Source organism: Mesorhizobium sp. B2-3-5 (assembly GCF_006442395.1).
Taxonomy (GTDB): domain Bacteria; phylum Pseudomonadota; class Alphaproteobacteria; order Rhizobiales; family Rhizobiaceae; genus Mesorhizobium.
On the sequence record NZ_VFVX01000017.1, the window covers coordinates 47,701 to 72,093 of the forward strand.

23 protein-coding genes, 1 tRNA gene and 1 pseudogene are annotated in these 24,393 nt (G+C 62.3%); 19 read left to right on the plus strand and 6 right to left on the minus strand.

The window, feature by feature from the left end; all coding sequences use genetic code 11:
* Positions 1–109 precede the first annotated feature (109 nt).
* Positions 110–4,000, minus strand: coding sequence for a PAS domain S-box protein (locus FJ958_RS19445; RefSeq protein ID WP_140744802.1), 3,891 nt, complete (start codon positions 3,998–4,000; stop codon positions 110–112).
* Between the two features lie 249 nt (positions 4,001–4,249).
* On the opposite strand from FJ958_RS19445, the gene FJ958_RS19450 reads away from it, so the two are divergent.
* The 6 genes from FJ958_RS19450 to FJ958_RS19470 all read left to right on the plus strand — a co-directional run bounded on the left by FJ958_RS19450 (position 4,250) and on the right by FJ958_RS19470 (position 7,832).
* Positions 4,250–4,708, plus strand: a complete 459-nt coding sequence (locus FJ958_RS19450; RefSeq protein ID WP_140744803.1) for a phasin — start codon at positions 4,250–4,252, stop codon at positions 4,706–4,708.
* A 345-nt stretch (positions 4,709–5,053) separates the two neighbouring features.
* Positions 5,054–5,130 (plus strand) — tRNA-His (locus FJ958_RS19455).
* 338 nt (positions 5,131–5,468) lie between these two features.
* Positions 5,469–5,864 carry a PRC-barrel domain-containing protein gene (locus FJ958_RS19460; RefSeq protein WP_140744804.1) on the plus strand — a complete coding sequence of 132 codons (396 nt, stop codon included), beginning with the start codon at positions 5,469–5,471 and terminating at the stop codon, positions 5,862–5,864.
* A gap of 146 nt (positions 5,865–6,010) precedes the next feature.
* Positions 6,011–6,175: a hypothetical protein gene (locus FJ958_RS31630; RefSeq protein ID WP_181176442.1), complete on the plus strand. Its 165-nt coding sequence runs from the start codon at positions 6,011–6,013 to the stop codon at positions 6,173–6,175.
* 238 nt (positions 6,176–6,413) lie between these two features.
* The gene (locus FJ958_RS19465; protein WP_140610360.1) at positions 6,414–6,578 is read left to right on the plus strand and encodes a DUF3309 family protein; all 165 of its coding nucleotides are present in this window, start codon (positions 6,414–6,416) and stop codon (positions 6,576–6,578) included.
* 159 nt (positions 6,579–6,737) lie between these two features.
* The gene (locus FJ958_RS19470) at positions 6,738–7,832 is read left to right on the plus strand and encodes a flavodoxin family protein (RefSeq protein ID WP_181176443.1); all 1,095 of its coding nucleotides are present in this window, start codon (positions 6,738–6,740) and stop codon (positions 7,830–7,832) included.
* 155 nt (positions 7,833–7,987) lie between these two features.
* On the opposite strand, the gene FJ958_RS19475 is transcribed toward FJ958_RS19470, so the two are convergent.
* Positions 7,988–8,707 (minus strand): Crp/Fnr family transcriptional regulator, encoded by a 720-nt coding sequence (locus FJ958_RS19475; protein ID WP_140744859.1) that lies wholly within the window; start codon positions 8,705–8,707, stop codon positions 7,988–7,990.
* Between the two features lie 186 nt (positions 8,708–8,893).
* Here FJ958_RS19475 and FJ958_RS19480 point away from each other — a divergent pair, with 186 nt between their 5' ends.
* Entirely contained in the window at positions 8,894–9,136 is a 243-nt protein-coding gene (locus FJ958_RS19480; protein WP_140744805.1) for a hypothetical protein, read from the plus strand.
* 231 nt (positions 9,137–9,367) lie between these two features.
* Here the strand turns inward: FJ958_RS19480 and FJ958_RS19485 are convergent, their stop codons facing one another.
* The 4 genes and pseudogenes from FJ958_RS19485 to FJ958_RS19500 form a co-directional block, all read right to left on the minus strand.
* The gene (locus tag FJ958_RS19485; protein WP_140744860.1) at positions 9,368–9,565 is read right to left on the minus strand and encodes a hypothetical protein; all 198 of its coding nucleotides are present in this window, start codon (positions 9,563–9,565) and stop codon (positions 9,368–9,370) included.
* 18 nt (positions 9,566–9,583) lie between these two features.
* Positions 9,584–9,874 (minus strand): annotated as a pseudogene (locus FJ958_RS19490) (PRC-barrel domain-containing protein); the annotation flags it as partial.
* Positions 9,875–9,970: 96 nt separating this feature from the next.
* Positions 9,971–11,275: a sorbosone dehydrogenase family protein gene (locus FJ958_RS19495; protein ID WP_246679667.1), complete on the minus strand. Its 1,305-nt coding sequence runs from the start codon at positions 11,273–11,275 to the stop codon at positions 9,971–9,973.
* 19 nt (positions 11,276–11,294) lie between these two features.
* Positions 11,295–11,753 (minus strand): DUF2231 domain-containing protein, encoded by a 459-nt coding sequence (locus FJ958_RS19500; protein ID WP_140744807.1) that lies wholly within the window; start codon positions 11,751–11,753, stop codon positions 11,295–11,297.
* A gap of 714 nt (positions 11,754–12,467) precedes the next feature.
* Between FJ958_RS19500 and FJ958_RS19505 the strand changes: the two genes are divergently transcribed.
* From FJ958_RS19505 to FJ958_RS19560, 12 genes are read left to right on the plus strand one after another with little or no spacing between them, the layout of a single operon-like run.
* Complete coding sequence (locus FJ958_RS19505; protein WP_140744808.1) at positions 12,468–13,124, plus strand: cytochrome c3 family protein; 657 nt, start codon at positions 12,468–12,470, stop codon at positions 13,122–13,124.
* A 34-nt stretch (positions 13,125–13,158) separates the two neighbouring features.
* On the plus strand, positions 13,159–16,086 hold the full coding sequence (locus tag FJ958_RS19510) for a TAT-variant-translocated molybdopterin oxidoreductase (RefSeq protein WP_181176444.1): 2,928 nt from the start codon (positions 13,159–13,161) through the stop codon (positions 16,084–16,086).
* Positions 16,079–17,437 (plus strand): NrfD/PsrC family molybdoenzyme membrane anchor subunit, encoded by a 1,359-nt coding sequence (gene nrfD / locus FJ958_RS19515; RefSeq protein ID WP_140744810.1) that lies wholly within the window; start codon positions 16,079–16,081, stop codon positions 17,435–17,437. The genes FJ958_RS19510 and nrfD overlap by 8 nt, the downstream gene beginning before the upstream one ends.
* Positions 17,434–17,961: a DUF3341 domain-containing protein gene (locus FJ958_RS19520; RefSeq protein WP_140744811.1), complete on the plus strand. Its 528-nt coding sequence runs from the start codon at positions 17,434–17,436 to the stop codon at positions 17,959–17,961. Before nrfD ends, FJ958_RS19520 begins: the two co-directional genes overlap by 4 nt.
* Positions 17,958–18,497 carry a cytochrome c gene (locus FJ958_RS19525; protein ID WP_246679659.1) on the plus strand — a complete coding sequence of 180 codons (540 nt, stop codon included), beginning with the start codon at positions 17,958–17,960 and terminating at the stop codon, positions 18,495–18,497. The genes FJ958_RS19520 and FJ958_RS19525 overlap by 4 nt, the downstream gene beginning before the upstream one ends.
* Entirely contained in the window at positions 18,494–19,630 is a 1,137-nt protein-coding gene (locus FJ958_RS19530; RefSeq protein ID WP_140744812.1) for a hypothetical protein, read from the plus strand. Before FJ958_RS19525 ends, FJ958_RS19530 begins: the two co-directional genes overlap by 4 nt.
* Positions 19,623–20,084: a hypothetical protein gene (locus FJ958_RS19535; RefSeq protein ID WP_140744813.1), complete on the plus strand. Its 462-nt coding sequence runs from the start codon at positions 19,623–19,625 to the stop codon at positions 20,082–20,084. The genes FJ958_RS19530 and FJ958_RS19535 overlap by 8 nt, the downstream gene beginning before the upstream one ends.
* Positions 20,081–20,830, plus strand: coding sequence for an SCO family protein (locus FJ958_RS19540; RefSeq protein WP_140744814.1), 750 nt, complete (start codon positions 20,081–20,083; stop codon positions 20,828–20,830). The genes FJ958_RS19535 and FJ958_RS19540 overlap by 4 nt, the downstream gene beginning before the upstream one ends.
* On the plus strand, positions 20,827–21,786 hold the full coding sequence (gene coxB / locus FJ958_RS19545; RefSeq protein WP_140744815.1) for a cytochrome c oxidase subunit II: 960 nt from the start codon (positions 20,827–20,829) through the stop codon (positions 21,784–21,786). The genes FJ958_RS19540 and coxB overlap by 4 nt, the downstream gene beginning before the upstream one ends.
* Entirely contained in the window at positions 21,783–23,423 is a 1,641-nt protein-coding gene (gene ctaD, locus FJ958_RS19550) for a cytochrome c oxidase subunit I (RefSeq protein WP_140744816.1), read from the plus strand. The genes coxB and ctaD overlap by 4 nt, the downstream gene beginning before the upstream one ends.
* The gene (locus FJ958_RS19555; RefSeq protein ID WP_140744817.1) at positions 23,420–24,061 is read left to right on the plus strand and encodes a cytochrome c oxidase subunit 3; all 642 of its coding nucleotides are present in this window, start codon (positions 23,420–23,422) and stop codon (positions 24,059–24,061) included. The genes ctaD and FJ958_RS19555 overlap by 4 nt, the downstream gene beginning before the upstream one ends.
* A gap of 7 nt (positions 24,062–24,068) precedes the next feature.
* Positions 24,069–24,320 (plus strand): cytochrome C oxidase subunit IV family protein, encoded by a 252-nt coding sequence (locus FJ958_RS19560; RefSeq protein WP_140744818.1) that lies wholly within the window; start codon positions 24,069–24,071, stop codon positions 24,318–24,320.
* Positions 24,321–24,393: the final 73 nt, after the last annotated feature.

Sequence of the window (24,393 nt, forward strand, 5' to 3'; positions counted from 1 at the left end):
AGAAATCCCGTTCCTCGGCCCCCGGAGGACTGAATTCGCTCAAGCCCCGTTGTGACAGCAATCCAATCTTTAAGGCGTCCTCCAGGGCGCCTTTTTCTTTTGGACTTTGCTATTCCGCGAGCACCCGGGTGGAGGGAAAAGCGACCTCCACCAGCGTGCCTTCGCCAGGCGTCGAATTGATGGTGAAGCGGGCGCGGTTTGCTTCCACCATTGCCTTGGTCAGCGGCAGGCCAAGGCCGGTGCCGTCGCCGCGGCCGCGCTTCAGGGCGTTGATCTGCTTGAACGGTTTCAGCGCCTGCTCGATCTCGGCCGGGCTCATGCCGATGCCGGTGTCGCGCACCCGCATCACGACGTCGCCCGAGGTCTCGTAGGCGGTCGAGACGATCACCTGGCCGCCAGCCTGAGTGTAGCGGATGGCGTTCGACAAGATGTTGAGCGCGATCTGGCGCACGCTGCGCAGGTCCGCCACCACTTCCGGCAGCCGCGAGGCGAAGCTGGAGCGGATGATGACGCGTTCGCGGTTGGCCTGCGGCTGCATCATAGCCACCGTCTCGGCCAGCGTGTCGTTGAGCGAAACGGCCTCGTAGGCCATCTCCTGCTGGCCGGCCTCGATCTTGGAGATATCCAGGAGGTCGTTGACCAGATCAAGCACATGGTTGCCCGAGCGGTTGATGTCGCGCAGATAGTCGCGGTAGCGGTCATTGGCGACCGGCCCGAACTTCTCGTCGACCATCAGTTCTGAAAAGCCGATGATGGCGTTGAGCGGCGTGCGGATCTCGTGGCTGATGCGGGCGAGGAAGTCGGTCTTCTGCGAGGAGGCGCGCTCGGCCACCGCACGCGCTTGGGTGAGATCCTCTTCGGCCCGCTTCCACTGCGTGATGTCGCGCACCACGGCACAGAAGCCGCTGTCGTTGGGCAGCCGGCCGATGGTCATGAACAGCGGGATGAAGCGGCCCTGCGCTTCGCGTCCGATCACCTCGCGGCCGTCATTCAAGACGCTCGCCACGCCGGGCTCGGACAGTCCGCTCAGATAGTCGCGCGCCGCGCGCTGGCTTTCGATTGCAAACAGCGAGGCGAACGGCTTGCCGGTCACCTCGTCGCTGTCGAAGCCGAACAGCGCCTCGGCCGGGCGGCTGATCGAGCGGATGGTGCCGTCACTGCCGATCAGCACGACGCCGTCGGTGGCGGTGTCGATGATGGTGCGCATCTCGGCGATGCGTGCCTTGAGCTCGGAAATGTCGGGCTGCGTCTGTTGCTCGCCGACCACGTGCAGGGCCGCCGGCGCCTCGTCCTCGCCGGAACGGCGCACGACCAGCATCAGTGCCTTGCCGTCGCGCCAGGGAACCGAGCGCAGGATGGCGTCGATCGGGAATTCGTGTCCGTCGCGCGTCCTCAGCCGGAGCGCATGGTCGCTGCCGTCGGAGGCGCCGTCATCCGCATAGGGATCGGCAAACAGCGCGCCCAGGCCGCCGGCATCCTCAAGGTCCTCGAGCGCGGCGTAACCGGTCAGGTTCAGGAACTCCTCGTTGGCATAGTGCAACTGGTCGCCCGAATGGATGAGCAGGGGCACCGGCAGCTTACCGAGCAGCAAGGTATCGGGAGCCTTGTTATCATCTCCGACGGAAAAGGCGGACGGCAAGAACCCGCTGGCTTTGAGTGGCGGCACCTGCAAGCGTGGCCGTTCCATCGCATTGTCCGCAGCGCCGCTTGCGCCGTCGGTTGCACCGGCGGCGGGCGCAACGGCCTGCTCGTCGGGTGAGGCGGCTTCCTCGCCGTTTTTCCAATCCTCATTGTCCTCGGCATCGCGAAAATCATCCGAGGTCATGCTGTCATCATCGACAGCCTCGGCCTTGGCAGCGATCGGTCCGCCGCCGGTCGCGAGGGCCTCGGAGATTTTAGGTTCCGCCGCCGGATCGGCAACCGGTGGCTGATCGCTGTTATCGGCGACAGGACCGGCTTCGTCACCCCGGCCGGCATAGTCAAGCAGCGAGCCTGCTTGATTGGGCAAGCTGCTGGCGGGCTTCCGATCCGTCGCTTCGTCTGGCCGCGCACCGTCAAGCCGTGCCAAGTCCTCTTGATCCCCGGCATCGGTCTCGGATGGCTCGGCCGGTTCTGTATCGGGTTTCGACGCAACCTCGCCTGCGTCCATGGTCGGCGCTTCGGTCTCCGGCGTCGGGACATCTGCTATTTCGGCCGGGGGTTCAGCGGGCATCTTGGCCGCCGGTTCATCCGAGCCAGGCCTTTCCGCTTGCGGAGGCTCGGCCGGCGAACTGTCCTTCTTCAGCCGTTCGCCGATCTCGCGAAAGGCGCTGCGTTCCAGCGTCGACAATCCCTTGTCGTTGGCCGGCTGCCGGTGTTCGGCCAGCCGGATGACCTTGTCGGCGAAGCGCCGTTCCGGTTTCGGCACGATGGTCAGCGCCGGCACCTCGCCCTTGAACGGGTCCGCAGCGTTCGGCTCCTCGGCCTTGGGCTCTTCGGTGGGAGGTTCGACGGCTGACGGCTTTGACGCCGCGGCGGCCTCGCCATTGGGCAACAGTGCCATGCCGATCGCTTCCGGATCGACGACCGCGTCGCCGGTCCGCGCGACGCCGAAGCCGCGGAAGCCTTCGAAAGCGCGGCTGCGGCCATAGACAGGCAAAGCCGCGAGGTCGACGGGGATCTTCATGTCGGTGCCGACGACCGGCCACAGCACGGAGCGGCCGGACCAGGTGTCGCGTCGCTCCAGAAGGCCGGCGATCTCGCCCGACGCGTCAAGACCGAAGGCCGCCGCGACATCCCTGAAGCGCCGGCCGATCACGTCGGCGGCCTGCTTGCCGACAATGTCGGCGAATTCCGGCGACAGCGCGCTGAACCTGCCCTCGGCGTCGGTGCGCCAGACGAAGCGCATCGGCGCCACCGAACGGTCTATCGTGCGGCCGGCTGGGGTTGCGGTTTGGGCGGAAGGGGAGGCGGCCTGGATGTCGTCCGGCCCCTTCCTTTCCTCGTAAGCTCCGGCGACGGCTTGTCTGGTCCCGGTCTCCGGGGCCGGCGTGGCGGGCTCGGGCGGATGATCGTCCTCGCCCGCATGGAAATACCAATGATCGTGCTGTGGAGACGTGCCGCCGTTCGCCGGCTGGTCGCTGTTTGCCGCCACCGGTCCGGCCGGGCCTGCAACTTCGGTCGGCTTGGGAGGGTCCTCGGCGATGGCTTCAGAAGGGGTGGGTTCCTGCCTGGCCGTTTCTGCCTGTGGATCCGCGGCCCGCTCCTTGTCCGCATCTGGCCGGGATTGTACGGCGGGGGCACCCGTCGCCGCGTCGGAAGGCTCGTGCGCCGGCGTTCCGTCTGCGACATCGGCGTCCTCGAGCCGATCCTCGTCGATCACTACCAGCAGATGCCGCTCCGGCGTCAGCCGGGCGAGACCGGCCGGGTAGGAGGTCTTGCTGCCCGGAACCAGGCGCTTGACGATGCGGTCGCCCTCGGCAGCCACATCGGCCACCAGGGCCGCCAGCGTCGCGGGCTGGATGCCAAGCGCCGAAAATCCTTCGGAGGCCGCCTCGACATTGCCCTTGGCATCGACGAAGGCGATGAAATGGCCGTCTTCGGTGAAGCCACTGATCGCCCGGCTGGCGATCTCGGCAACACTTCGCGAGCCTGTCTGTCCCGCCGGCACCACCAGCATGATCGCCTTTTCGTCATCGGGCAGCGTCACGGCACTTGCAAGAAAGCCGACAGCGCGGCTGGTCATGCCGGTTGCCAGCCGCACCATGATGGCGCGATCGTTGCCGATCTCAGGAAAGCAACTGGTCGCCATCACCTGACGGCGGGCGATCAGCGGCAGCCGCGCCGAGGCGCCGATGATCGCCTCGATGTCGGGGTAGCCGAACACGGCGGCGCCCGGCCCATTGGCCCAGATCACCTGCTCCAGGTCCACCGACAGGATCGCGATCGCGTCGCCGGCGGCAAACCGCTCGCGGACCGCGTCGAGGACGGCGACGTCGAGGAAGGAGTATTCGGACGGCATGCGCTTGGCGGACCCTCACGGAGCGGCGAATTTGCAGTTAACGCTTTGTTAATAAAAGCCGCAGGCGCGAAGGTCCACAAGCCAGAACGTGCAAAGGCTGGAATCTGGGCTTTTGGTTAACGGGGCAAAACAATTTTTTGTGCACTGCAACAAAGATATTGCAATGCACAAAAATTGCCTTTATATTGCCATCATACATGAACGAGACGGCTTTCTGTCAAAGCCGCTGCCCGCTGAAAAGGATGGAAAATGTCCAGGACCAAGACCGCCGAGACGATCGAAAACGTTGAATTCCCGAGCTTCGACGCTTCCAAGGCCACCGACCAGATGCGCGCTTTCGCCGAGAAGGGCGTCGAGCAGTCGAAAGAGGCCTATGCCAAGCTCAAGACCGGCGCCGAAGAGACCCAGAAGGCCCTGGAGTCGACCTACGAGACCGCCAAGACCGTTTCGAGCGACTTGTCGCTCAAGGCCATCGCCACGTTGCGCGCCAACGCCGAAGCCGGCTTCTCGCATCTCGAAGCCCTGATTGGCGCCAAGTCGCTGTCGGAAGTCGTCGAGCTGCAGACCGCCTTCCTGCGCCAGCGCGTCGAGATGACCGTCGAGCAGGCCAAGGACTTCCAGGCCGTCGCCTCCAAGGCGGCCGAGGACGTCTCCAAGCCGATCAAGACCGCCTTCGAGAAGGCCGTGAAGGACATTAAGGCTGCCTAATATTTACGCATGATCGGGAGATGCAACGAAAGGTCGCATTTCCCCCGGTATGATCAAGCGTATGATGGCAGCCATCAACGAATACCCGGCGGGTGGAACCTCCTCCCTTCACCTCCGGGGTGACCAGCCAGCTCCTCCTCCCGCTGGCTTGTAACAGGAAAAGGCCGGCACCTCCTCCCGCCGGCCTTTTTCTTTGCCTTGTGCACGTTGTGCCGCTGTGGGGAAGTGGTCTTTGCTTTGCAAAAGCCTTGAATTAAAATCCATAAGCCCGTAAGGACGCATCGCCGAACGACAGAGCGGATCAAGTGGGACGGGTTTCCTGCAGGGATTTGCTCAGGCAAGTGTGCCGTTGTAGCTCAGCTGGTTAGAGCGCCGGATTGTGGATCCGGAGGTCGCTGGTTCGATCCCAGCCAACGGTACCATCGGGTTACTCCTAATAAATCATTGACATTATTATATAATCCTCGCTTGGCGACTTGGACGTCACGGCTGGTTTTCTTCAACAGGCGGGGGATCGTTTCCACCCGAATCATTGAAGACGGTTTTCGACGAGCGACTACGGTCCAATAGATGACTGCGCTGACCTGCTCGCGGCAGCAGTCAGCTGCCATCGACAGCGCCACCTAACCTGATAGGCCTGTCGATCGCGGAATTCTTGGCGAAGAATTCTTGGCGAAATAGAATGCATCGTTGAGACCGGAACCCTTGTTGAAGTGCCACGTTCAATCGGCGGCGGATGGCCCTTCAACAGGAGAAGTTTATGCGTAACATTCTGATCGCTCTGGCTGCAGTGTCCGCACTGGCGACACCGAACCTCGCGCAATCGGCGACTGCTACGACGACTGGAACGTATGTCACCGCTAAGCCTACCGATATTCTGAGCTACAATCTGATCGGGCTTAATATCGTAAATGGCGCGAACGAGACCGTCGGGGAAATCAAGGATCTCCTCATCTCCGATGGCGCGCTTGCCGGCTACATCGTTTCGGCGGGCGGCTTCCTCGGCGTTGGAGAGCATTACGTGATCGTTTCGCCGGCTGCTGTGAAGGTCAATTACTCCGAGAACGACAAAAAGTGGACGGCCACCATGGACGCCACCAAGGACCAGCTAAAGGCTGCGCCGGAGTTCAAGTACGAAGGCCGCTGGAGCAAGTAGGCTTTTCCTGCGGCGCCGGACGCACATTCCGGCCCCTGCGGCCCGATCAGAAAACCGCGTTATTGTTCTCAGCCCAACCTCTCTTTGCGCGACCGCTCACAGTCATTCCCGGTTGCGAACGAGGCACATCGACAAGGAGACCTTTTATGACCACGGCCAAGAAGACATCATCTGAAAAGAAAAACGAAGCAATGCGCTTGGCGGAGACGACCGACGTATCGCCGAAGCAGGCTGACGATCTCATTCGCAAGCACGGCGGTGACAAGAAGAAGGTTGAAAAGGAAGCCAAGAATTTCAAGGCCGAAGGATAGGCTCTAGCGCGCATCTTGGCCCACTGCGGCGTTACCTGCGAATGGCCGTCTTGATCGCGGCCGCGTCGATTTTCTTCATTTCCATCGTGGCTTCGAACGCGTTCTTGGCCTGATCGCTGCCAGCAGGGATCTGATTCGAGCCGTGCTTTCCGTTCGCCGGCTTGGTTACACCGGAACACGAAGCACCCAGGCGCGTTTCTGTTCAGTAGCCGGTTGGGCTGTTCTGGAGAACTATCACATGAGCTTGGGCACAATTCTCATCATCATCTTGATCCTTGCATTGCTGGGCGGATTCAGCGGCCTGGGAGGCGGTCCGTTCTACGGGACCGGCTATTATGGCGGAGGCGGTCTCGGGCTGTTGCTGATTATCATAATTATCCTCGTGGTCCTGGGCCGCATCTGACCAGCAGCGCCCAGGGGGCGGCATAGGTGGACGAGTGGAAACGCACCCCGGGCGCCCGTTGGCCCCCGGGGAACAAAGCAGACCACGGAAACTTCTAGCCACACGGGACGCACGCCTGGGCAGGCCACAAGCGCAGGCCTGGCGGGTCGAGGAGAAGTGATGAATAATGAGCCTGTAGAGGCGCCAGTCCCCCGCAAGGGCATGCCAAGTCCCCGGCTCGACGAGGTCGAATTCAAGAGGCGGTACCGGGAGCAATTTTTCGATCCGGCGTTTCAACCGCATGAGGCGGCAATCGATGAACTCGCCGAAGTCGCCTGGCAGGCCTATAGGGAGTCCAGGAAGAGTCCGGTCACCCGCAAGGCAGGCGCGGAATTTGCTGATCCTGGTTACGACCTGTCGGTCGAATGGCTTTCCGCGCGTGATGCCATTCGCGATGCCCAGGAAAGATATGAGGACAGGGCGCGAAAGCCGACCATACTCATTGTCAACGGATCGTCGCGCAGTGAGCATACCTGTCCGGGCGAAATGTCGAAAAGCTTCCGGTTGGCCGAAATCGCAAGGTCAACTATTCAAAACGAGGCCCGGCTGGACGCCGAGATTTTGGATTTGTCTCGTCTCGCTTCAGAATATGGCCGCAACATTCACCCCTGCAAGGCATGTTTCTCGACCGCGGCGGCGCTGTGCCATTGGCCTTGTTCATGCTATCCCAATCATTCTCTCGGCCAGACCCAGGACTGGATGAACGACATCTATCCGCTTTGGGTCGCCGCGCACGGTGTCATGGTCATCACGCCAGTGAATTGGTACCAGGTTTCCTCGCCCGTGAAGCTCATGATGGACCGGCTTGTGTGTGCGGACGGAGGCAACCCCGACCCAACGCTCACGCACGGCAAGGACGCTACCGAGGCAAAGAAGGTCGAGATGAGCGGCTGGGACTACCCGCGTCATCTTGCGGGCCGGCTGTTTTCCGTCGTGGTCCACGGCGATGTCGAAGGTGTCGAAAATGTGCGACGGTCATTGTCCGATTGGCTCTGCTTCATGAAACTTTCGCCGGCGGGAGCCTATGCCGAACTTGATCGCTATATCGGCTATTGGAAGCCGTATGCGACCAGCCATCAGGAACTCGATGCCAACGAGGCTGTGCAAGAAGAGGTGCGCAATGCCGCGCGAGCCCTCGCCGAGGCCGTCTCGGAGCGCAGGGCGGGCCGACTGAAGCCGATCGGATCGAGCCTCAAAAATCCGCACCCTAAATGACTTGCGGACGTCCAGGGCATATTGAGGCGTCTTTCTTCCGGTATCCTGCTGCCGCCAATGCCTTGGGCCGCCAGTGCCTTGGGGCGCGGTTCTCAGGCGAACAGACCGGTGGCCGCACCCCTGCACGAAAACAGGACATTGAGCCACGCTGGACGCTATCTTGGCTCGTTATTCATGCTCAGATAGGTGGGATCGAATTCGGCGATCCCTGCCAGCCGGTCCCAGTCCGAAATCGTCACCGTGTGATTTGACCAGGCGACGACTTCTAGCCGCCTTAGGGAAGCGATCACCCGGTTCATGTGCACAACAGACAGGCCCAACACATCGGCCATCTCGGCTTGCGAGAGAGGCAGGCTGAAGCTCATGCCGTCAGTACGATTGACTACGCGCAGCCGCACGAAGAGCTCGCAGATCAGATGAGCGAGGTGCGAAGTCTTGGATCGTCGTCCCATCGCCACGATCCACTCGCGATGGATCGCGCCATCAATGAGCGTGTCCAGCCACAAAAGGCGCGTCAGGTGAGGAGCCCGTTCGGTAAGCATCTTCAGCTTGCCGTGGTCGGCAAAGGCCACGCGGCAAGGCGAAAGGGCGATGATGCCGTGGTCCATGATTTTTAAGAGAAAGGCATGAAGATCGACAAAGTCACCAGTCACCTGCAATGAAGTGATCTGACGTCCGCCGTTCTCCAGCACCTTGTAGCGCGCGGCAAAGCCATCCAATATCAAGGTGCTGTAGGCGGGGCGGGATCCGGCGGCAACGATATCCTGGCCGACGGCGAAGTCCCGACCCGTGGATATGATGCCGGCCAGGAGGGTCTTTTCCTCATTGGAAAGGTCGTCATGTTGGCCGAGTTGCAGATAAAGGGACTCAAGCATCATCTTAGCCTCGATCGAACGCGTAGGCCGCTGATGCGGATCGGGCACAACGGATGGGCGGGAGCTCAAACGCGCCCCCCTTCGGTTAGAATACCACGTTCTTCGAAGCTGCGCGTCTTCAAATGCTTGTCCCAGACGGCGCAGGACGGACGGGAACTTTTCCGGACGCCCGACGTTGGCGGCACCATGACAATTTTCTATTTCGACGTGGAAGAGAATGGCAACCTGGCGCGAGACCGGCACGGCATCGATTGCGCCGACTTGGATCATGCCAAGAAAGAAGCCGTCCGAGCGATCGTGGACATGACGCGCGATGCCTTACCGGATGGGGATCACCACGAATTACGGGTGACGGTCCGTGACAAATCCGGAGCCGTAGTGGTTGGAGTTACACTTAATTTCGATGCACGGGGCGCTGATCGGCAGTGATGCGGGAGCAATGTTACGAGGCGAAATGCATGCGCCGATGCTGTTGCCGGCCAAGCGTCGCGGCTCTGGAGAGGCCGAATCCAGATGGAAAGTGTCCGAGAGCGAAGGCGCCCATAGGGGAAGTCAAAGAGCGATAGGACTCCCCTCGGCCCAATATGAACGACTCAAACCCGCCGCGGTCGTGGCGGACTTTGCCCGATCCTGCCGGAACGGTGCCGTATTGTATTCTTGCTATTTATCGCCCTTCGTTTTCAGTGCGTCGCCCAAATCCCGCTTGTCGGGATCCTGCAGGTTTTCGCCGCTGGCATCCCTGTCGATATCGGGGTCGTCCTTTGCCGGACGGTATCCGCGAGGACGGTTTTCCGGCGGGCCTTCCCAGCGCGATTTCTCATTCGTGGTGCCTTGTGCAGCTTTACGCGAGCCTGTCATGATCAAGCCTCCTTGGTCGTGATGTTCGGGCATGTCTTTGAGCTGGTCCTTCGTCCATGTCGTGACGGCGTGCACTTCTCCGTCTTCGTCACGCATGAAGTCCAATTGGCTGGCAGGAACAGCGACAGGTTTGGCGCCGATGCCCAGAAAACCGCCGACATCGATGACGATTTCGGTTGCCGGGCCGGTACCATGGACGTGCGAGACGGAACCGATTTTTTCGTCGTCGGGACCGTAAACAGCGGCGTCTTCGAGAATTGTCGGCGTCAATTCGCTGGCGCTGAGCCGGACGTGATTGGTGTGATCCATCGTCGTGCCTCCTCACGGGTTGATTTTTCGTAATCCCGTGAATGGTCATCCGTTCCATACAAAATCCAGGAAACGTTCATCGGCAACCGAGACCCGTTACGGACCAGATGACGTCACGCGCCACACCGTATTGCCGACATCGTCCGCTATGAGCAGCGCCCCCGACTTGTCGATCGCCACACCAACCGGTCGCCCTCTCGCCTCGCCCTTGTCGTTCAGAAAACCCGTGACGACGTCCTGCGCCACTCCATTTGGGTGACCGCCGCTGAACGGCACGAAGACAACCTTGTACCCATTGAAGCGAGCGCGGTCCCAACTGCCGTGCTCGCCGATGAAGGCACCCCCGCGATAGGATTGCGGCAGGCTGGTCCCGGTGTAGAAAGCCAGTCCAAGCGGCGCGACATGGGAACTCAACGCGTAGTCGGGCGGAATTGCCTTTGCAACCAGATCCGGCCGCTGCGGCATGACGCGCGGGTCGACATGTTGTCCGTAATAGCTGTAGGGCCAGCCATAGAACGCACCATCCTTCACCGATGTCAGGTAATCCGGGACCAGGTTCGGACCGAGTTCGTCCCGCTCGTTGATGACCGCCCAGAGCGCTCCGCTCTCAGGCTCAAGCGACAGACCATTGGGATTGCGCAGTCCGCTGGCGAAGATACGCGAACGGCCCGTCGCCCGGTCGACTTCCCAGATCGCGGCGCGGTCCTTCTCGGCCTGGATGCCGTTCTCGGTGATGTTGCTGTTCGAACCGACGCCGACATAGAGCAGCGAGCCGTCGCGGCTGGCGACCAGGCTTTTCGTCCAATGGTGATCGATCGGTCCGCCCGGCAGCTCCGTCAGCACCGTCCCCGGCGCTGTGATCTTGGTGTCGCCCGGTTGATAGGGATAACGCAAGATCGCGTCGGTGTCGGCGACGTAAAGATCGTTGCCCACCAGCGCGACGCCGAATGGCGAGTTCAGATGGTCGAGGAATACGCCCTGATACTCCGGCACGCCGTCGCCATTGGCGTCGCGCAATAAGGTGATGCGATTGCTCGGGCCGGTGTCGCCGCCCGAGGTCGTGAGTGATTCGATCCAGCCCATCACCAGATCCTTCGGCCGTTTGATCGATGGCGCGGGCGGTGCCTTGGATTCCACGACCAGGATGTCGCCATTGGGCATCACATAGAGCGAGCGCGGGTGCTGAAGCCCCTTGGCCAGCGCCTTGATCTGCAAGCCCTGGGCTACGGTTGGTTTCTCGTCGTTCTTCCATCCCACCACGGAGGCAAGATGCATCGGCGGGAACAGATACTGGTTTATGTCAGGCAGTTTCGGGTTCGCACCGATCTGCGTGCTCGGGTCGGTGTTGTCGTCGCTGCAGCCGGCGACACCAAAGGCCGTGGCGCACAGAAGCGCTGCCATCGTCAATTTGAAGGCTCGATCAAAGTGTCTCATCGGCCACTCCCACATGATGGCGATAGACCAGGGCCCAACCGAGCCAGCCTGTAACAATCAGGATGAGTACGACCAGCGTCGATAGGATCAGCCCTGTCGGCACGACCGAGGTCCATGCGTCGCGCGTGTGAACGAGCATATTGAAGAAGGCCAGGATGAGCGCAACAAGGTTGCCGGCCATATGCAGCCAGGCGACCGGTTGTGCCCGGATCTCGCGCTCGCCGATGAAATCGACGAGACCTGCAATGGCCGCCAGGATACCGATAATAACACCTATGGTGACCAGCCAGGCCGAGAAGTCGGCCCACATCATCTCTGCCGTCCGCCAGTAGGTCATGTCCGTGAGAAACGTTCCGACGAAGCAGGCTATCGGAATCGTGACCAACATTGGATGAATTGGATGGCCGGCAATTCTGGCCGTCGATCTCGGGCTTTCCCTGTCCATTTTGGAGTTCCTTCCCGCCAGCTGGTGCTCGGAAAACAACCAGACGATTGTGAGAAAGTTCCCCTGCAATTTGCCCATTCACTGGAAGGTGAAATGAGGCCTTGCCGGATCAACGGCCAGGGCACCTACTGGTTGGTGACCTCTTCTAATCGACGGCGCCACAATTCGAGATCAGGGCCGGCTTTTCATACCCCGAGCGCAATCTATCCTTGGCCAGGTCATTTGCGGGCCTTTCGCCGCTTCCCTATCCGGCTACATGTTGCTCGCCGGCCGGGATGGTGGCCGTGGACGGTAGGATGGCACCTGGCGTGGCTTTACCGGGACATCGGAGAGCGAGTTTCGAATCGGCCTGACAGGTTTTGGTGAAGCAGCGGCACGCCGGCGCAACACAGCGGCCGACAATCTCTCAAGCAGCTCTCTAACTTCCATCGGACTGATCTCCTCCCAAGAGAGCCCCCCGCTTGGCCTTACCTACCATCTGAAACCAACATGTGCATTAAACTTTGACATATCCGGCCTCGAACCGCGTCGCCGGCGTTCGTCGCTTGCGACAGGGCGAGCGCATCCGTCTCCCGGGCACGCCGCTGCGTTGCGACCAGTCGATTTGTTGGAGACTGATGGGGTCAAAAATTTGTGACTGCCGGCGTGGCGCCGGAACCATCCCTATGACGCGCCGTTAGCTCACACGCGCGTTTCAGCAAATTCGGCGAGGGGATGCCGCAGGTCTTTTCCAAGAGCGCCAATGGTGTCGCCCGCTTCGTGGTTTGGGCCACATGCGCGGCGTTGCTTCTAGCCATCGTGATCGGCATCGCCCTGCCGCGTTCAGGCTTCGTGACCGGCGTGGGCCAGGCGGTGGCTCAACCCGTCCCGTTCAGCCACAAGCACCATGTCGGCCAACTCGGGCTCGACTGCCGGTACTGTCACAACGGCGTCGAGACCTCGTCATCGGCCGGGCTGCCGGCCACCGAAGTGTGCATGACGTGCCATTCGCAGCTGTTCACCAACGCAGACATGCTGGCACCGGTGCGGGCGAGCCTGGCATCAGGGCATCCGCTCGAATGGCAGCGCGTCAACAGCGTTCCCGACTTCGTCTACTTCAATCATTCGATTCACATCGCCAAGGGCGTCGCCTGCGAGACATGCCATGGCGAGGTCGACGACATGCCGCTGACCGTGCGGGCGCAGTCGCTGAACATGGGCTGGTGCCTCGATTGCCATCGCGATCCCCAGCCCAATCTGCGGCCACTGCAGGACGTGTTCCTGATGCATTGGAAGCCGCCTGACGACATCGCGCGGATCAGACGCTCACTGATCAGTTTGCTCGACATCCACCCCGAAACGATGACGGATTGCTATGTCTGCCATCGCTGATATCAGGCCAATTCCGACCGCCGGGATCGCCGCCTTGCGTGAGCAACTTTCGAGCGGCCGTGACATGTGGCGGAGCCTCGACGAGATTGCCCGTACAGCTGAATTCCTGCGCTTCGTCGAAGCCGAATTCCCGGCATTGGCCGACCGCCTCCCAAGCCGCATCGACCGGCGCACGATGCTGAAAGTGATGGGCGCTTCGCTGTCGCTTGCCGGGCTTACCGCCTGCAGCGAGGCGCGGAGCATCGTTCCCTATGTGCGTCAGCCTGAAAATGTCGTTCCCGGCAAGCCACGCTATTATGCAACGACGCTTTCAAGCGACGGCTTCGGCATCGGCGCCGTCGTGGAAAGTCATGAGGGACGCCCGACCAAGGTCGAGGGAAATCCCGACCACCCAGCCTCGCGCGGTGCCACCGATGCCATCATGCAGGCGGCTGTGCTCACCCTGTTTGATCCCGACCGCTCCCGCACGCCGCTGAAGGATGGCGAGCCGGCGGCCTACGGCGACTTCCTCGGGGATATGGCGGCGCTCGCTTCCAGGCTGGCTGGGTCGGGCGGCCTGGGCGCGGCCGTGCTGATGGAAGCGACGACGTCGCCGACAGCGAAGGTCCAGGTCGAAGCCCTGCGGGCACAATATCCGCGGTTGAAGATCTTCCGTCACGATCCACTTGCAACGACTGCTGGCGCTCAGGCATCGATGGCACTGTTCGGTAAAGCGTTGATGCCCGTCTACCGTTTCGACCGCGCGGAGACGATCTTCAGCCTCGACGCGGATTTCCTGGGGGAGGGGCCTGGCCGGCTTGCCTATGCGCGCGATTTCGCCGCGCGGCGGCGGGTGCGCGCCCCAAACGACAGCATGAGCCGGCTCTATGCGGTGGAATCGACGCCGACCATCACGGGAGCCGCCGCCGACCATCGTCTCGCAATGCGGCCGAGCGAAATCGAGGCTGTTGCGGCTGCACTGGATGCTGTGCTGGGCGATCAAGCAAATTCGACGCCTTCTATTGTCGATCCTGCATGGATGGCGGCGCTGACGCAGGATTTGCGGGCGGCCGGCGCCAAGGCGCTGGTCGTGCCCGGCTCGCATCAAAGCGCCTTCGTGCATGCCTGCGCTCTTGCCGCCAATGCAAAGCTTGGATCCCTCGGCAACACGGTGGAATTCATCGAGTCGCCGGATGAGGTTCGCTCCGACGGCGATCTGGCGGCACTCTGCAGCGCGATCGCCGACCGCTCGGTCGATACGGTCGTGGTGCTCGGCGCAAACCCGTTGCACACCGCGCCGTCCGATCTCGACGTCCATAAATTGTTCTCCGAATTGAAGCTGCTCATCCACTTCGGCCTTTGCAGGGACGAAACGGCACTTCATGCCCACTGGCACGTGCCGGCCGCGCATGAGCTCGAAAGCTGGAGCGACAGTCGTGCCTATGACGGCGCCGCCTCGATCGTGCAGCCGCTTATCGAACCGCTTTTCGGCGGCAAGACCATTCATGAGATTCTCGCTGCTCTCAGTGGCCGCTTCGATGCCGATGCGCTGGCGCTGGTCCGCCAGACCTGGAAAGCCCTCGACGACACAGCCTGGCGCAAGGCCCTGCGCGACGGCGTTGTGCTGGACAGCGCGTCCAAGCCAGTGCCGATCACAATGGCGCCGGATCTCGGCGGGTTGCAGCACCACCCGGTGACCGCGAACGGCTTCGATATCCGTTTCGTTGCCGATCCTTGGCTGCGCGACGGGCGCTACGCCAACGCCTCCTGGCTGCAGGAGCTGCCTCGGCCGCTGACCAAACTCGTCTGGGGAAACGCAGCCTTGATGTCGCCTGCGAGCGCCGAGCGGCTGAAGCTCGAGAACGGCGGGATCATAAACATCGCGCAAGGCACCTCCAACATAGATGCCCCGATCTGGATCACGCCGGGGCACCCGGACGACACGGTGACGCTTTCCCTTGGCTTTGGGCGCAAGATCGGCTCGGTCGCGACGCTTGCTCATGGCTACGACGCATTCCGGTTGCGGACCAGCGGCGCGAATTGGGTAGCCGCTGGCGCCATGATCGTCGCTCGCGAGGGCAAGGCGGAGGTTATCACCACACAGCACCACCAGGCGATGGAAGGCCGTGCCATCATCCGGCACACTTCGCTCGATGGTTTCCGCGAGAACCCAGGCTTTGTCCGTGAGGGCGTTCCGCGCATACCGACGGAGTCGCTCTACCCCGACTGGAACTATGACGAAGAGGCCTGGGCCATGGCGATCGACCTGTCGGCCTGCATCGGCTGCATGGCCTGCGTGTCCGCCTGCCAGTCCGAGAACAACATCGCGACTGTCGGCCCGGACGAATGCGCGCGCGGCCACGAGATGCACTGGCTGCGTATCGATCGCTACTATTCCGGCCCGGTCGATACGCCTGATCTGTTCTTCCAGCCTGTGCCTTGCATGCATTGCGAGAAAGCGCCATGCGAGGTGGTCTGTCCGGTCAACGCGACCGTGCACACCCATGACGGCTTGAACGCACAAGTCTACAACAGGTGCATCGGCACCCGCTACTGTTCGCAGAACTGCCCGTACAAGGTTCGGCGCTTCAATTTCCTCGACCACCAATCTTTCGACAAGGACGAGGCCGGCCCCGAGCAGGCCGTGCACAATCCGAACGTCACCGTGCGCTCGCGCGGCGTGATGGAAAAATGCACCTATTGCGTCCAGCGGATCAGCGCCAGGCGCATCCAGGCACAGATCGAAAACCGCGACATTGCCGACGGCGAGGTCGTGACGGCCTGCCAGCAGGCCTGCCCGACACGAGCCATAACCTTCGGCGACCAGAACAAGAGGGCCGCCAAGGTCGTCCAGGAGAAAAGCGCGCCGCATAATTATGCGCTGCTCGAAGAGCTCAACACCAGGCCGCGCACCACCTATCTCGGCAAGATCAGGAACAGCAACCCTAAGCTTGCTCAGCCGGGCGAGAAGACCGATGGCTGAGGCGGCCGCCAGGAGCACGGCCGTGCTGCGCGGCCGTCATGATTTTCCCGAAATCAGCGGGCGCATCGGCGCGATCGTGCTGGATGGCCGGCTGCCGCGCCACTTCTGGACAGCGTTCTTTTTCTGCTTTCTCCTGGTGCTCGTCTTCCTTTACTCCATCACCTACCTGATCTCGGTCGGCGTCGGCGCCTATGGCATCGACATCCCTGTCGCCTGGGGCACGATGATCTCGAATTTCGTCTGGTGGATCGGCATCGGTCATGCCGGCACATTGATTTCGGCCGTGCTGCTGTTGCTGCGCCAGCCATGGCGTGCCTCGATCAACCGCTTCGCCGAGGCAATGACGCTGTTTGCGGTCGCCATGGCCGGTCTCTTCCCGATCCTGCATCTGGGACGGCCTTGGTTCTTCTACTGGCTGCTGCCGCTGCCAAACACGCATATGCATTGGCCGCAGTGGCGAAGTCCGCTGGTGTGGGATTTCGCGGCGATCTCTACCTACGCCACCGTCTCTCTGCTCTTCTGGTACATGGGGCTGCTGCCCGACCTTGCCGTGCTGCGCGACAGGGCGAAGTCGCGCGCCGGGCAGCTCTTCTACGGCATATTGGCGCTTGGCTGGCGCGGCTCGGCCTTCCACTGGGCGCGCTATCAGACGGTCTATTTCCTGATGGCGGCATTGGCCACGCCCTTGGTCGTTTCGGTGCACTCGATCGTCGCGCTCGATTTCACCTTCGCAATCACGCCCGGCTATCACTCCACGATCTTCCCTCCCTATTTCGTCGCCGGTGCCTTGCTCTCCGGTTTCGCCATGGTGCTCACCATCGCCATTCCGCTGCGCTGGGCTTTTTCGGTCGAGGACCTGATCACGCTCAAGCACATGGACAATGCCGGCAAGCTGATGATCGCCGCGGGCATGATCGTCATCTACGGCTACGCGTCGGAAGCCTTCTTCGCCTGGTATTCGGGCGAGCCCTACGAGCGCGCGATGATGTGGCGGCGCGCCTTCGGCCCCTACGCGCCGCTGTTTTGGGTGATGCTGGCCTGCAATTGCGGCGCGCTGCAATTGCTCTGGTTCCGGCGCGTGCGCCTCAACATGCCGCTGCTGTTCGCGATTGCGCTGGTCATCAACATCGGCATGTGGCTCGAGCGCTACATCATCGTCGTCACCGGGCCGAGCCGTGATTACCTGCCATCGTCATGGGGCGAGCAGTCGTTGACCTGGCTCGATTTCGGCATCCTGTTCGGTTCGGTCGGCACTTTCTTCGCGCTCGTCTTCCTGTTCATCCGCATTCTCCCTGCCATCACCATCTTCGAGGTCGAGGAACTGGCCGAGGAAAAGGCACAGGCGACATGAGCCTGCACGGCATCATCGCGGTGTTCGCCGATCCCGAAGCGCTGATCGAAGCGGCACGCACGATGCGCGCGCGCGGCTACCGGCGCATGGAGGCCTTCTCGCCCTTCCCGGTGCGCGGGCTGGCCGAAATACTCGGCATGCCAAAATCGCGCCTGCCCTGGGTCGTTCTTGGCGGCGGCATTCTGGGCGCGGTTTTGGTCTACGCACTGATCCTCTACTCGGTCGAGATCGACTATCCCGTCAATGTCGGCGGCCGGCCGCTGCATTCCTGGCCGGCCTTCGCCGTTATCGCCTTCGAGGCTGCGATACTGGGAGCGGCCCTGGCCGGTTTTGTCGGCTTGCTCAGCGCCAACCGGCTGCCGCGATATTACCATCCAGTGTTCAACGCCGGCAGCTTCAGCTATGCGCGCGGCGGCAAGTTCTACCTCTTCATCGAGGCCGCCGATCCGAAATTCCGCAAAGGGGTGACCAAAGGCCAACTGACGCGGCTGGGCGCGCAAAGCGTCGAGGAGGTGGAAGCGTGAAGGCGCGGTTCGCCCTGCTTCTGGCTGCCATGCTCCTCGCCGGCTGCCGTCAGGATATGGAAGACCAGCCGCGCTACAATCCGCTCGCGAAAAGTGACCAATTCGCCGACGGCATGTCGGCGCGAATGCCGGCCAAGGGAACGGTCGCGCGCGACGCCGATCTCTCGTCGGTGCCCGATACTTTCCCCTATCCGATCACGATGGCGCTGCTGCAACGCGGCCGGCAGCGTTTCGACATCTTCTGTTCACCTTGCCATGGCCGCACCGGCGACGGCCACGGCATGATCGTCCAGCGCGGTTTTCCGGCGCCACCTTCCTATCACCAGGACGCCCTGCGCAAGGCGACCGACAGACACGTCTACGATGTCATCACGGACGGCTATGGTGCGATGTATTCCTATGCCGCGCGTGTGGCGCCTGCCGATCGCTGGGCGATCGTCGCCTATGTCAGGGCCTTGCAGTATTCGCGGGACGCGCCCGTTGCCGGGCTTCCCGAACGCCTGCGCGCCCGGCTCGAGGCGGAGGCGGCGCGATGATGCGGTTTGCCGTCGATCGTTGTACAGGGTTGGCGCTGGCCGCCGCGGCAGCAGGATTGCTGTCCTGCGGGGCAGAAGGGATTGCCGATGTCCGGGCGATGCTGGCTGCCTGGCTCACCACGGCGCTTTTCCTGCTCGGCTTGCCACTTGGCGCGCTGACCATATTGATGGTGCATGGGCTGACCGGCGGGCGGTGGGGCGAGGCGGTCCGCCAGCCGCTGCGCGCGTTGGTGGCGACACTGCCGCTGGGCCTGCTTTTTCTCCTGCCGGTGCTGCTCCGGCTCGACCTCATCTTTCCCTGGGCAAGCACCGATGGGGCAGCGCTGCCCGAGACGGTGCGCGAGAAACTGGCCTATCTGAACGTCCCGTTTTTCCTGCTGCGTTTCGCGGTCTGTGCCGCGATCTGGCTTTCGTTGGCGTGGCTTGTGCTCGGCTGGACAGCGGAGGACGAAAGCAGGGATCGTCGGGATGCGGGCAAAGGTTGCGCCGTCGGGCTGATTGTCCACGGTGTGGCGGTCACGGTCTTCGCCATCGACTGGATGCTGTCGCTCGAGCCGGAGTTCACCTCGACCATCTACGCCTTCCTGGAAGCAGCCTCGGAAGTGGTGGGCGCCTTCGCCCTTGCCATGATCATGCTCGCGGCAAAGCGCGCCATCGAGATCCTGCCTGGCGGCGAGGAGGACGTGGCACTGAGCGAAGATGTCGCCAACATGGCGTTCGGTTTCATGCTGATGTGGGCCTATCTCGCCTTCATGCAGTGGCTGGTGATCTGGGGCGGCGACCTGCCGGAGGAGATCCACTGGTATGTCATCCGCAGCAGCCATGGCTGGCAGTATCTGCTCTGGCTTCTGATCGCGGGTCAGTTCGCCCTGCCGCTGGCCGCTTTCCTCAGCCGGGATGTAAAGCGCAGCCATGCAGGTCTGCTCGGGCTCGCCGGCATCGTGCTTGCCGGTCACTTCATCGATATTTTCTGGCGGATCCGGCCGGCGCTTTTCAATGGCAGTGCGCAGGAGCTTTGGTGCGATCTGGCAGCGATGGCGGGCGCCGGCGGACTCTGGCTGGCGCTGCTGTTCTTCTTGGCTGAGCGACCCGACGTGATCGCTCTCTGGCGGCGGAGGCCTGCACATGGCTAAGGTCGCCCGCCACCCCGAAAAACGCGATGTCTGGCCGCGCGCGCTGCTCGGTTTTGGTGCCGGGCTGCTGTTGTTTTTGGCCGTAGCTGCAATCGCCATCCGGCTCGTCTTCGACACATCGCCATTTTGGCCGCCGCCTGGCGCTTCGACATTGTCCAATCAGGCAAGTCCGGCATTGCAGCCGGCGCCGGAAAGCGATCTCGCCGGTTTCCGAGCGCAAGAGGATCGGGAATTGCAGGAACTTGGCTGGGTCGATCGCGCCGCCGGCATTGCCCGGATACCGATCGACGAGGCGATGTCGGCGCTCGCCAGCCATGGCCTGCCCGATTGGGGCCAGCAGACAGCAACGACCGGCGGCGGCAATTGTCCATTGCTTGCAGAGGGCGTGCCGCGCACGCCGCAGGCGGATCGCTGCCGTGGATCGGCATCGGACAATGGCGGGGATGGTCCATGAAGGGCTGGCTTGTTGCACTGGGTCTGCTCATCGCCATGCCGGCCATCGCGGCCGAGCGCCCGACCTTCGATCCGCAAATCGGCGCGCAACTCGACCTTGGCCGGTCGCTTCGCGATGTGGCCGGGAAACAGCGGACGCTCGGCGAAACGCTCGGCGGGCGCCCCGCGCTGCTTATCTTCGGCTATGACAAATGCCCCAATCTTTGCGGCGTCACCCAACAAGCGGTTGCCTCGGACCTGAAGAAAATATCGCTCAGTCCGGCAAGCTACCTTGCGCTGTTCGTCTCCATCGATGCTGCCGAAACAACCGGCGATGCTGCCGACGTGCAGGCCGCGATCGCGCCTGTAGCTGGCGATGGACTGTCTTCGTGGCGGTTCCTCACCAGTGCTGACGGCGCCGGCGCGGTTCTTGCCGCGCAAGCCGGCATTGCCTTCGACCGACGCGCCGGCATCGACCAGTTCGTTCATCCGATCGCCATCATTGCGCTGACGCCGGCAGGCCGCATAGCGCAGGTGCTGCCGGCGCTGACCTTCACGCCGCGCGATCTCGAACTGGCACTGGTCGAGGCGTCCGCGGGCAAGCTTGGCTCGATCGCCGACCATGTCTTTTTGCTCTGTGCCGGCTTCGACACGTCGAAAGGCCAGTACACGCCGGCGATCTGGGCTGCCCTGAAGGTGGCGGGCATCGTGACGGTTCTTGGACTCGCAATGACGATCCTGCTGCTGATGCGCGGGAGGCGCGCATGAGCTTCGGCATTCCGTTTTTTCCGCAGCAAGCGTCGTCCGCCGCGGGCAGCGTCGATGTTCTGTTCTATACGTTGCTCGCCTTTGCCATCGCGCTTGGTCTCTCGCTCACCTTTCTCGTGGTCGGCTATGCCGTCAAATACCGCGTCGGTTCGCCTGCCGACCGTACCGGGGAGCGAGCGCGCAGCCTGCCACTGGAATTGACCTGGACCATCGCCAGCCTGGTCATCGCCTTCATCTTTTTCGGCTGGGGCGCCGTGCTGTTTGTCCGCCGCGACCATCCGCCGCCGAATGCCATCGAGATCGCCGGCCTCGGCAAGCAGTGGATGTGGGAGTTTCGCCATCCCGGCGGCCAGCGCGAGATCAACGAATTGCACGTGCCGGTCGGCAGAGCCGTGGTGGTGTCCCTGGCATCGCAGGATGTCATCCACTCGTTTTTCGTTCCCGCCTTCAGGGTCAAGCAGGACGCCGTGCCGGGGCGCACCACCCATGTCTGGTTCATCACCACGGAACCAGGCCGTTACCATCTGTTCTGCGCCCAGTATTGCGGCACGCAGCACTCCGAAATGGGCGGCTGGGTGACCGCGATGGCGCCGGAGCAGTATGCCTCCTGGCTGGAGAGCCAAGGCGAGGGGGAAACGCTGGCAGCGAGCGGCGAAAAGCTGTTCCAAGCGCTTGGCTGTTCGGGCTGCCACGGCAATTCGAGCAAGGTCAGGGCGCCTTCGCTTGCGGGTATTTTCGGCCGGCCGGTGGCGTTGGCCAACCAGCAGACGGTGATCGCCGACGAACGCTATCTGCGCGATTCCATCCTTGTCCCCAACAAGGAGATCGCCGCCGGCTACGAACCGGTGATGCCGAGTTTCGACGGGTTGGTCGACGAGGGGGAACTGCAGATGCTGCTCGCCTATCTCAAGTCGCTTTCACCTCGGGAGTCGGCAAAAAACGAGGCAGTCCGATGAGCAGTTCCGCAACGGCCGCAAGCTATCTGGGCGAAGGCAGCGGCCCGCGCGCCTGGTTGCTGACGACGGACCATAAGCGGGTGGCTTGGCTTTACCTCGTTTCGCTGACCGCTTTCTTCTTCCTTGGCGGCGCCTTCGCCGTCCTGATCCGCATCGAACTTGCGACGCCGGCCGGCGATCTCGTCACCGATGATGTCTACAACAGGCTGTTTTCGCTGCACGGCATCATCATGGTCTGGTTCTTCCTGGTGCCGTCGATCCCGGCGACGCTCGGCAATTTCCTGCTGCCGCTGATGATCGGCGCGCGCGATCTTGCCTTCCCGCGCCTCAACCTTGCCAGCTGGTATGTGTTCATTTTTGGCAGCTTCTTCGCGCTGTTCTCCGTCGTTGCCGGCGGCGTCGACACTGGCTGGACCTTCTACACGCCGCTGTCGACGCTCTATGCCAACGGGTTCGTCTCGTCCGCTGCCCTTGGCGTCTTCATTGTCGGGTTTTCGACGATCATGACCGGCATCAATTTCATCGTCACCGTGCACACGCTGCGCGCGCCGGGCCTCACCTGGTTCCGGCTGCCGATCTTCGTCTGGACGATGTATGCGACGGCCCTGGTGATGGTGCTGGCGACGCCGGTGCTCGCCGCGTCGCTGATCCTGATCGTTCTGGAGCGCGTCTTCGGCATCGGCATCTTCAACCCCAGGCTTGGTGGCGATCCGCTGCTCTTCCAGCACCTGTTCTGGTTCTACTCGCATCCGGCGGTCTACATCATGATCCTGCCCGGCATGGGTGTCGTGTCGGAAGTGTTGCCCTGCTTCAGCCGCCGGCCGCTGTTCGGCTACAAGGCGGTCGCTCTATCCTCGATGGCGATTGCCGTCTTCGGCTTCCTGGTCTGGGGCCATCATATGTTCGTCAGCGGGCAATCGGCCTATGCCGGCGTGGTGTTTTCGTTCCTGTCGTTCTGTGTCGCCATCCCATCCGCGATCAAGGTTTTCAACTGGAGCCTGACATTGCGCAAGGGCGAGATCAGCTTCGAGACCTCGATGCTCTATGCGCTGTTTTTCCTGGCGCTGTTCACTTTCGGCGGCCTGGCCGGCCTGTTCCTGGCGGCTCTCGCCATCGACGTCCACGTGCACGACACCTACTTCGTCGTCGCCCATTTCCACTACATCATGGTCGGCGGCATGGTGACCGCCTATATGGCCGGCCTGCATTTCTGGTGGCCGAAGCTCACCGGCCGCATGTATTCCGAGACCTGGGGGCGCATCGCGGCGACAGTCACGTTTCTCGGTTTCAACCTCACCTTCTTCCCGCAATATGTCCTGGGTTTCCTCGGCATGCCGCGGCGCTACCACACCTACCCGCCGGAGTTCCAATTCTGGCACGTGCTGTCGTCGGCGGGCGCCGTCGTGCTGGCCATCGGCTATCTCTTGCCGCTGTTCTATCTCACCTGGTCGCTGTTTCGCGGCGCGCGGGCCCCGGACAATCCATGGCAGGCAACCGGCTTGGAGTGGCAGACGAGTTCGCCGCCGCCGCCGCACAATTTCGAGACGATGCCGGTGGTGACGCGGCCGGCCTACGCCTACGACATGAAGGGGCTGGAGCATGAACGCTTCAGCCCGCATCTGGAGGCGGGCCAGTGAGTGGCCAGACGCAGAGCATCGCCTTCGACAACGCATCGCGCGAGAGCGCAGCCGACACCTTGGCCATGTGGGTTTTCATCGGCTCCGAGGCGATGCTATTTGGCGCCATTTTCCTGGTTTTTCTCATCGCGCATATGAATTATGGCGCTGCCTTCGCAGCGGCATCCAAACATCTGTCGCTTCAGCTAGGCACGCTGAACACGGCCATATTGATCACCAGCAGTTTTACGATCGCGCTGGCGCATATGTATTCGGCGGGCGGTCGCTGGCGCGCGGCAATCTGGTCGCTGGCGGCGACCTCTCTGCTCGGACTTGGTTTCCTGGCCGTCAAGGCGGTCGAATACAGCAAGGAGTTCAGCGAGGGGCTGGCGCCCGTTCTCGGCGCGCCGTTCAGCTATACCGGACCGGACCCCGTTCACGCCGAATTCTTCTTCGGCCTCTATTTCGCGATGACCTTCCTGCATGCCCTGCATCTGATTGCGGGCATTCTCGCTATCGCCGGGGTGCTTGCGTTGTGGTCTCATGCCAATCCAGCCGGCAGGGCTCGCCGGATACAAGCCGTCGGTCTTTACTGGCATTTCGTCGACATCGTCTGGGTCTTCCTGTTTCCGATCCTCTATCTGATCAACCGAGGGTGACGGAACGATGGGCGAAATTCGAAAACTTTCTTTCGCTTATGCCGGACTTCTGACCCTGCTGGGGCTGACCGTGGGTTCGTCCTTTGTCGATCTCGGCGGGTTCAATTCCGCTATCAACCTCGCGATAGCAGCCGCCAAGACAGCAGTGATTGCCCTGTTGTTCATGCATTTGACAAGCAAAGGTCTTCCGAGGCTCGTCGTCGCGGCTGTCGGGCTGTGGCTGGTAATTCTGTTTGGGCTGACTTTGGTCGGGCAATAGCCGCGAGTATGAGGCCAACCATATCGGCGGCAACTTCACGCCATCCCGTGCGTTGGGCTGGAAACCCAGGGAT

What these genes read in the sequence shown, in the direction of transcription:
- FJ958_RS19445 (WP_140744802.1), bottom strand. Translation starts at nt 4,000, where the DNA reads ATGCCGTCCGAATACTCCTTCCTCGACGTCGCCGTCCTCGACGCGGTC.
- FJ958_RS19450 (WP_140744803.1), top strand. Translation starts at nt 4,250, where the DNA reads ATGTCCAGGACCAAGACCGCCGAGACGATCGAAAACGTTGAATTCCCG.
- FJ958_RS19460 (WP_140744804.1), top strand. Translation starts at nt 5,469, where the DNA reads ATGCGTAACATTCTGATCGCTCTGGCTGCAGTGTCCGCACTGGCGACA.
- FJ958_RS31630 (WP_181176442.1), top strand. Translation starts at nt 6,011, where the DNA reads ATGACCACGGCCAAGAAGACATCATCTGAAAAGAAAAACGAAGCAATG.
- FJ958_RS19465 (WP_140610360.1), top strand. Translation starts at nt 6,414, where the DNA reads ATGAGCTTGGGCACAATTCTCATCATCATCTTGATCCTTGCATTGCTG.
- FJ958_RS19470 (WP_181176443.1), top strand. Translation starts at nt 6,738, where the DNA reads ATGAATAATGAGCCTGTAGAGGCGCCAGTCCCCCGCAAGGGCATGCCA.
- FJ958_RS19475 (WP_140744859.1), bottom strand. Translation starts at nt 8,707, where the DNA reads ATGCTTGAGTCCCTTTATCTGCAACTCGGCCAACATGACGACCTTTCC.
- FJ958_RS19480 (WP_140744805.1), top strand. Translation starts at nt 8,894, where the DNA reads ATGACAATTTTCTATTTCGACGTGGAAGAGAATGGCAACCTGGCGCGA.
- FJ958_RS19485 (WP_140744860.1), bottom strand. Translation starts at nt 9,565, where the DNA reads ATGACAGGCTCGCGTAAAGCTGCACAAGGCACCACGAATGAGAAATCG.
- FJ958_RS19495 (WP_246679667.1), bottom strand. Translation starts at nt 11,275, where the DNA reads ATGGCAGCGCTTCTGTGCGCCACGGCCTTTGGTGTCGCCGGCTGCAGC.
- FJ958_RS19500 (WP_140744807.1), bottom strand. Translation starts at nt 11,753, where the DNA reads ATGGACAGGGAAAGCCCGAGATCGACGGCCAGAATTGCCGGCCATCCA.
- FJ958_RS19505 (WP_140744808.1), top strand. Translation starts at nt 12,468, where the DNA reads ATGCCGCAGGTCTTTTCCAAGAGCGCCAATGGTGTCGCCCGCTTCGTG.
- nrfD (WP_140744810.1), top strand. Translation starts at nt 16,079, where the DNA reads ATGGCTGAGGCGGCCGCCAGGAGCACGGCCGTGCTGCGCGGCCGTCAT.
- FJ958_RS19520 (WP_140744811.1), top strand. Translation starts at nt 17,434, where the DNA reads ATGAGCCTGCACGGCATCATCGCGGTGTTCGCCGATCCCGAAGCGCTG.
- FJ958_RS19530 (WP_140744812.1), top strand. Translation starts at nt 18,494, where the DNA reads ATGATGCGGTTTGCCGTCGATCGTTGTACAGGGTTGGCGCTGGCCGCC.
- FJ958_RS19535 (WP_140744813.1), top strand. Translation starts at nt 19,623, where the DNA reads ATGGCTAAGGTCGCCCGCCACCCCGAAAAACGCGATGTCTGGCCGCGC.
- FJ958_RS19540 (WP_140744814.1), top strand. Translation starts at nt 20,081, where the DNA reads ATGAAGGGCTGGCTTGTTGCACTGGGTCTGCTCATCGCCATGCCGGCC.
- coxB (WP_140744815.1), top strand. Translation starts at nt 20,827, where the DNA reads ATGAGCTTCGGCATTCCGTTTTTTCCGCAGCAAGCGTCGTCCGCCGCG.
- ctaD (WP_140744816.1), top strand. Translation starts at nt 21,783, where the DNA reads ATGAGCAGTTCCGCAACGGCCGCAAGCTATCTGGGCGAAGGCAGCGGC.
- FJ958_RS19560 (WP_140744818.1), top strand. Translation starts at nt 24,069, where the DNA reads ATGGGCGAAATTCGAAAACTTTCTTTCGCTTATGCCGGACTTCTGACC.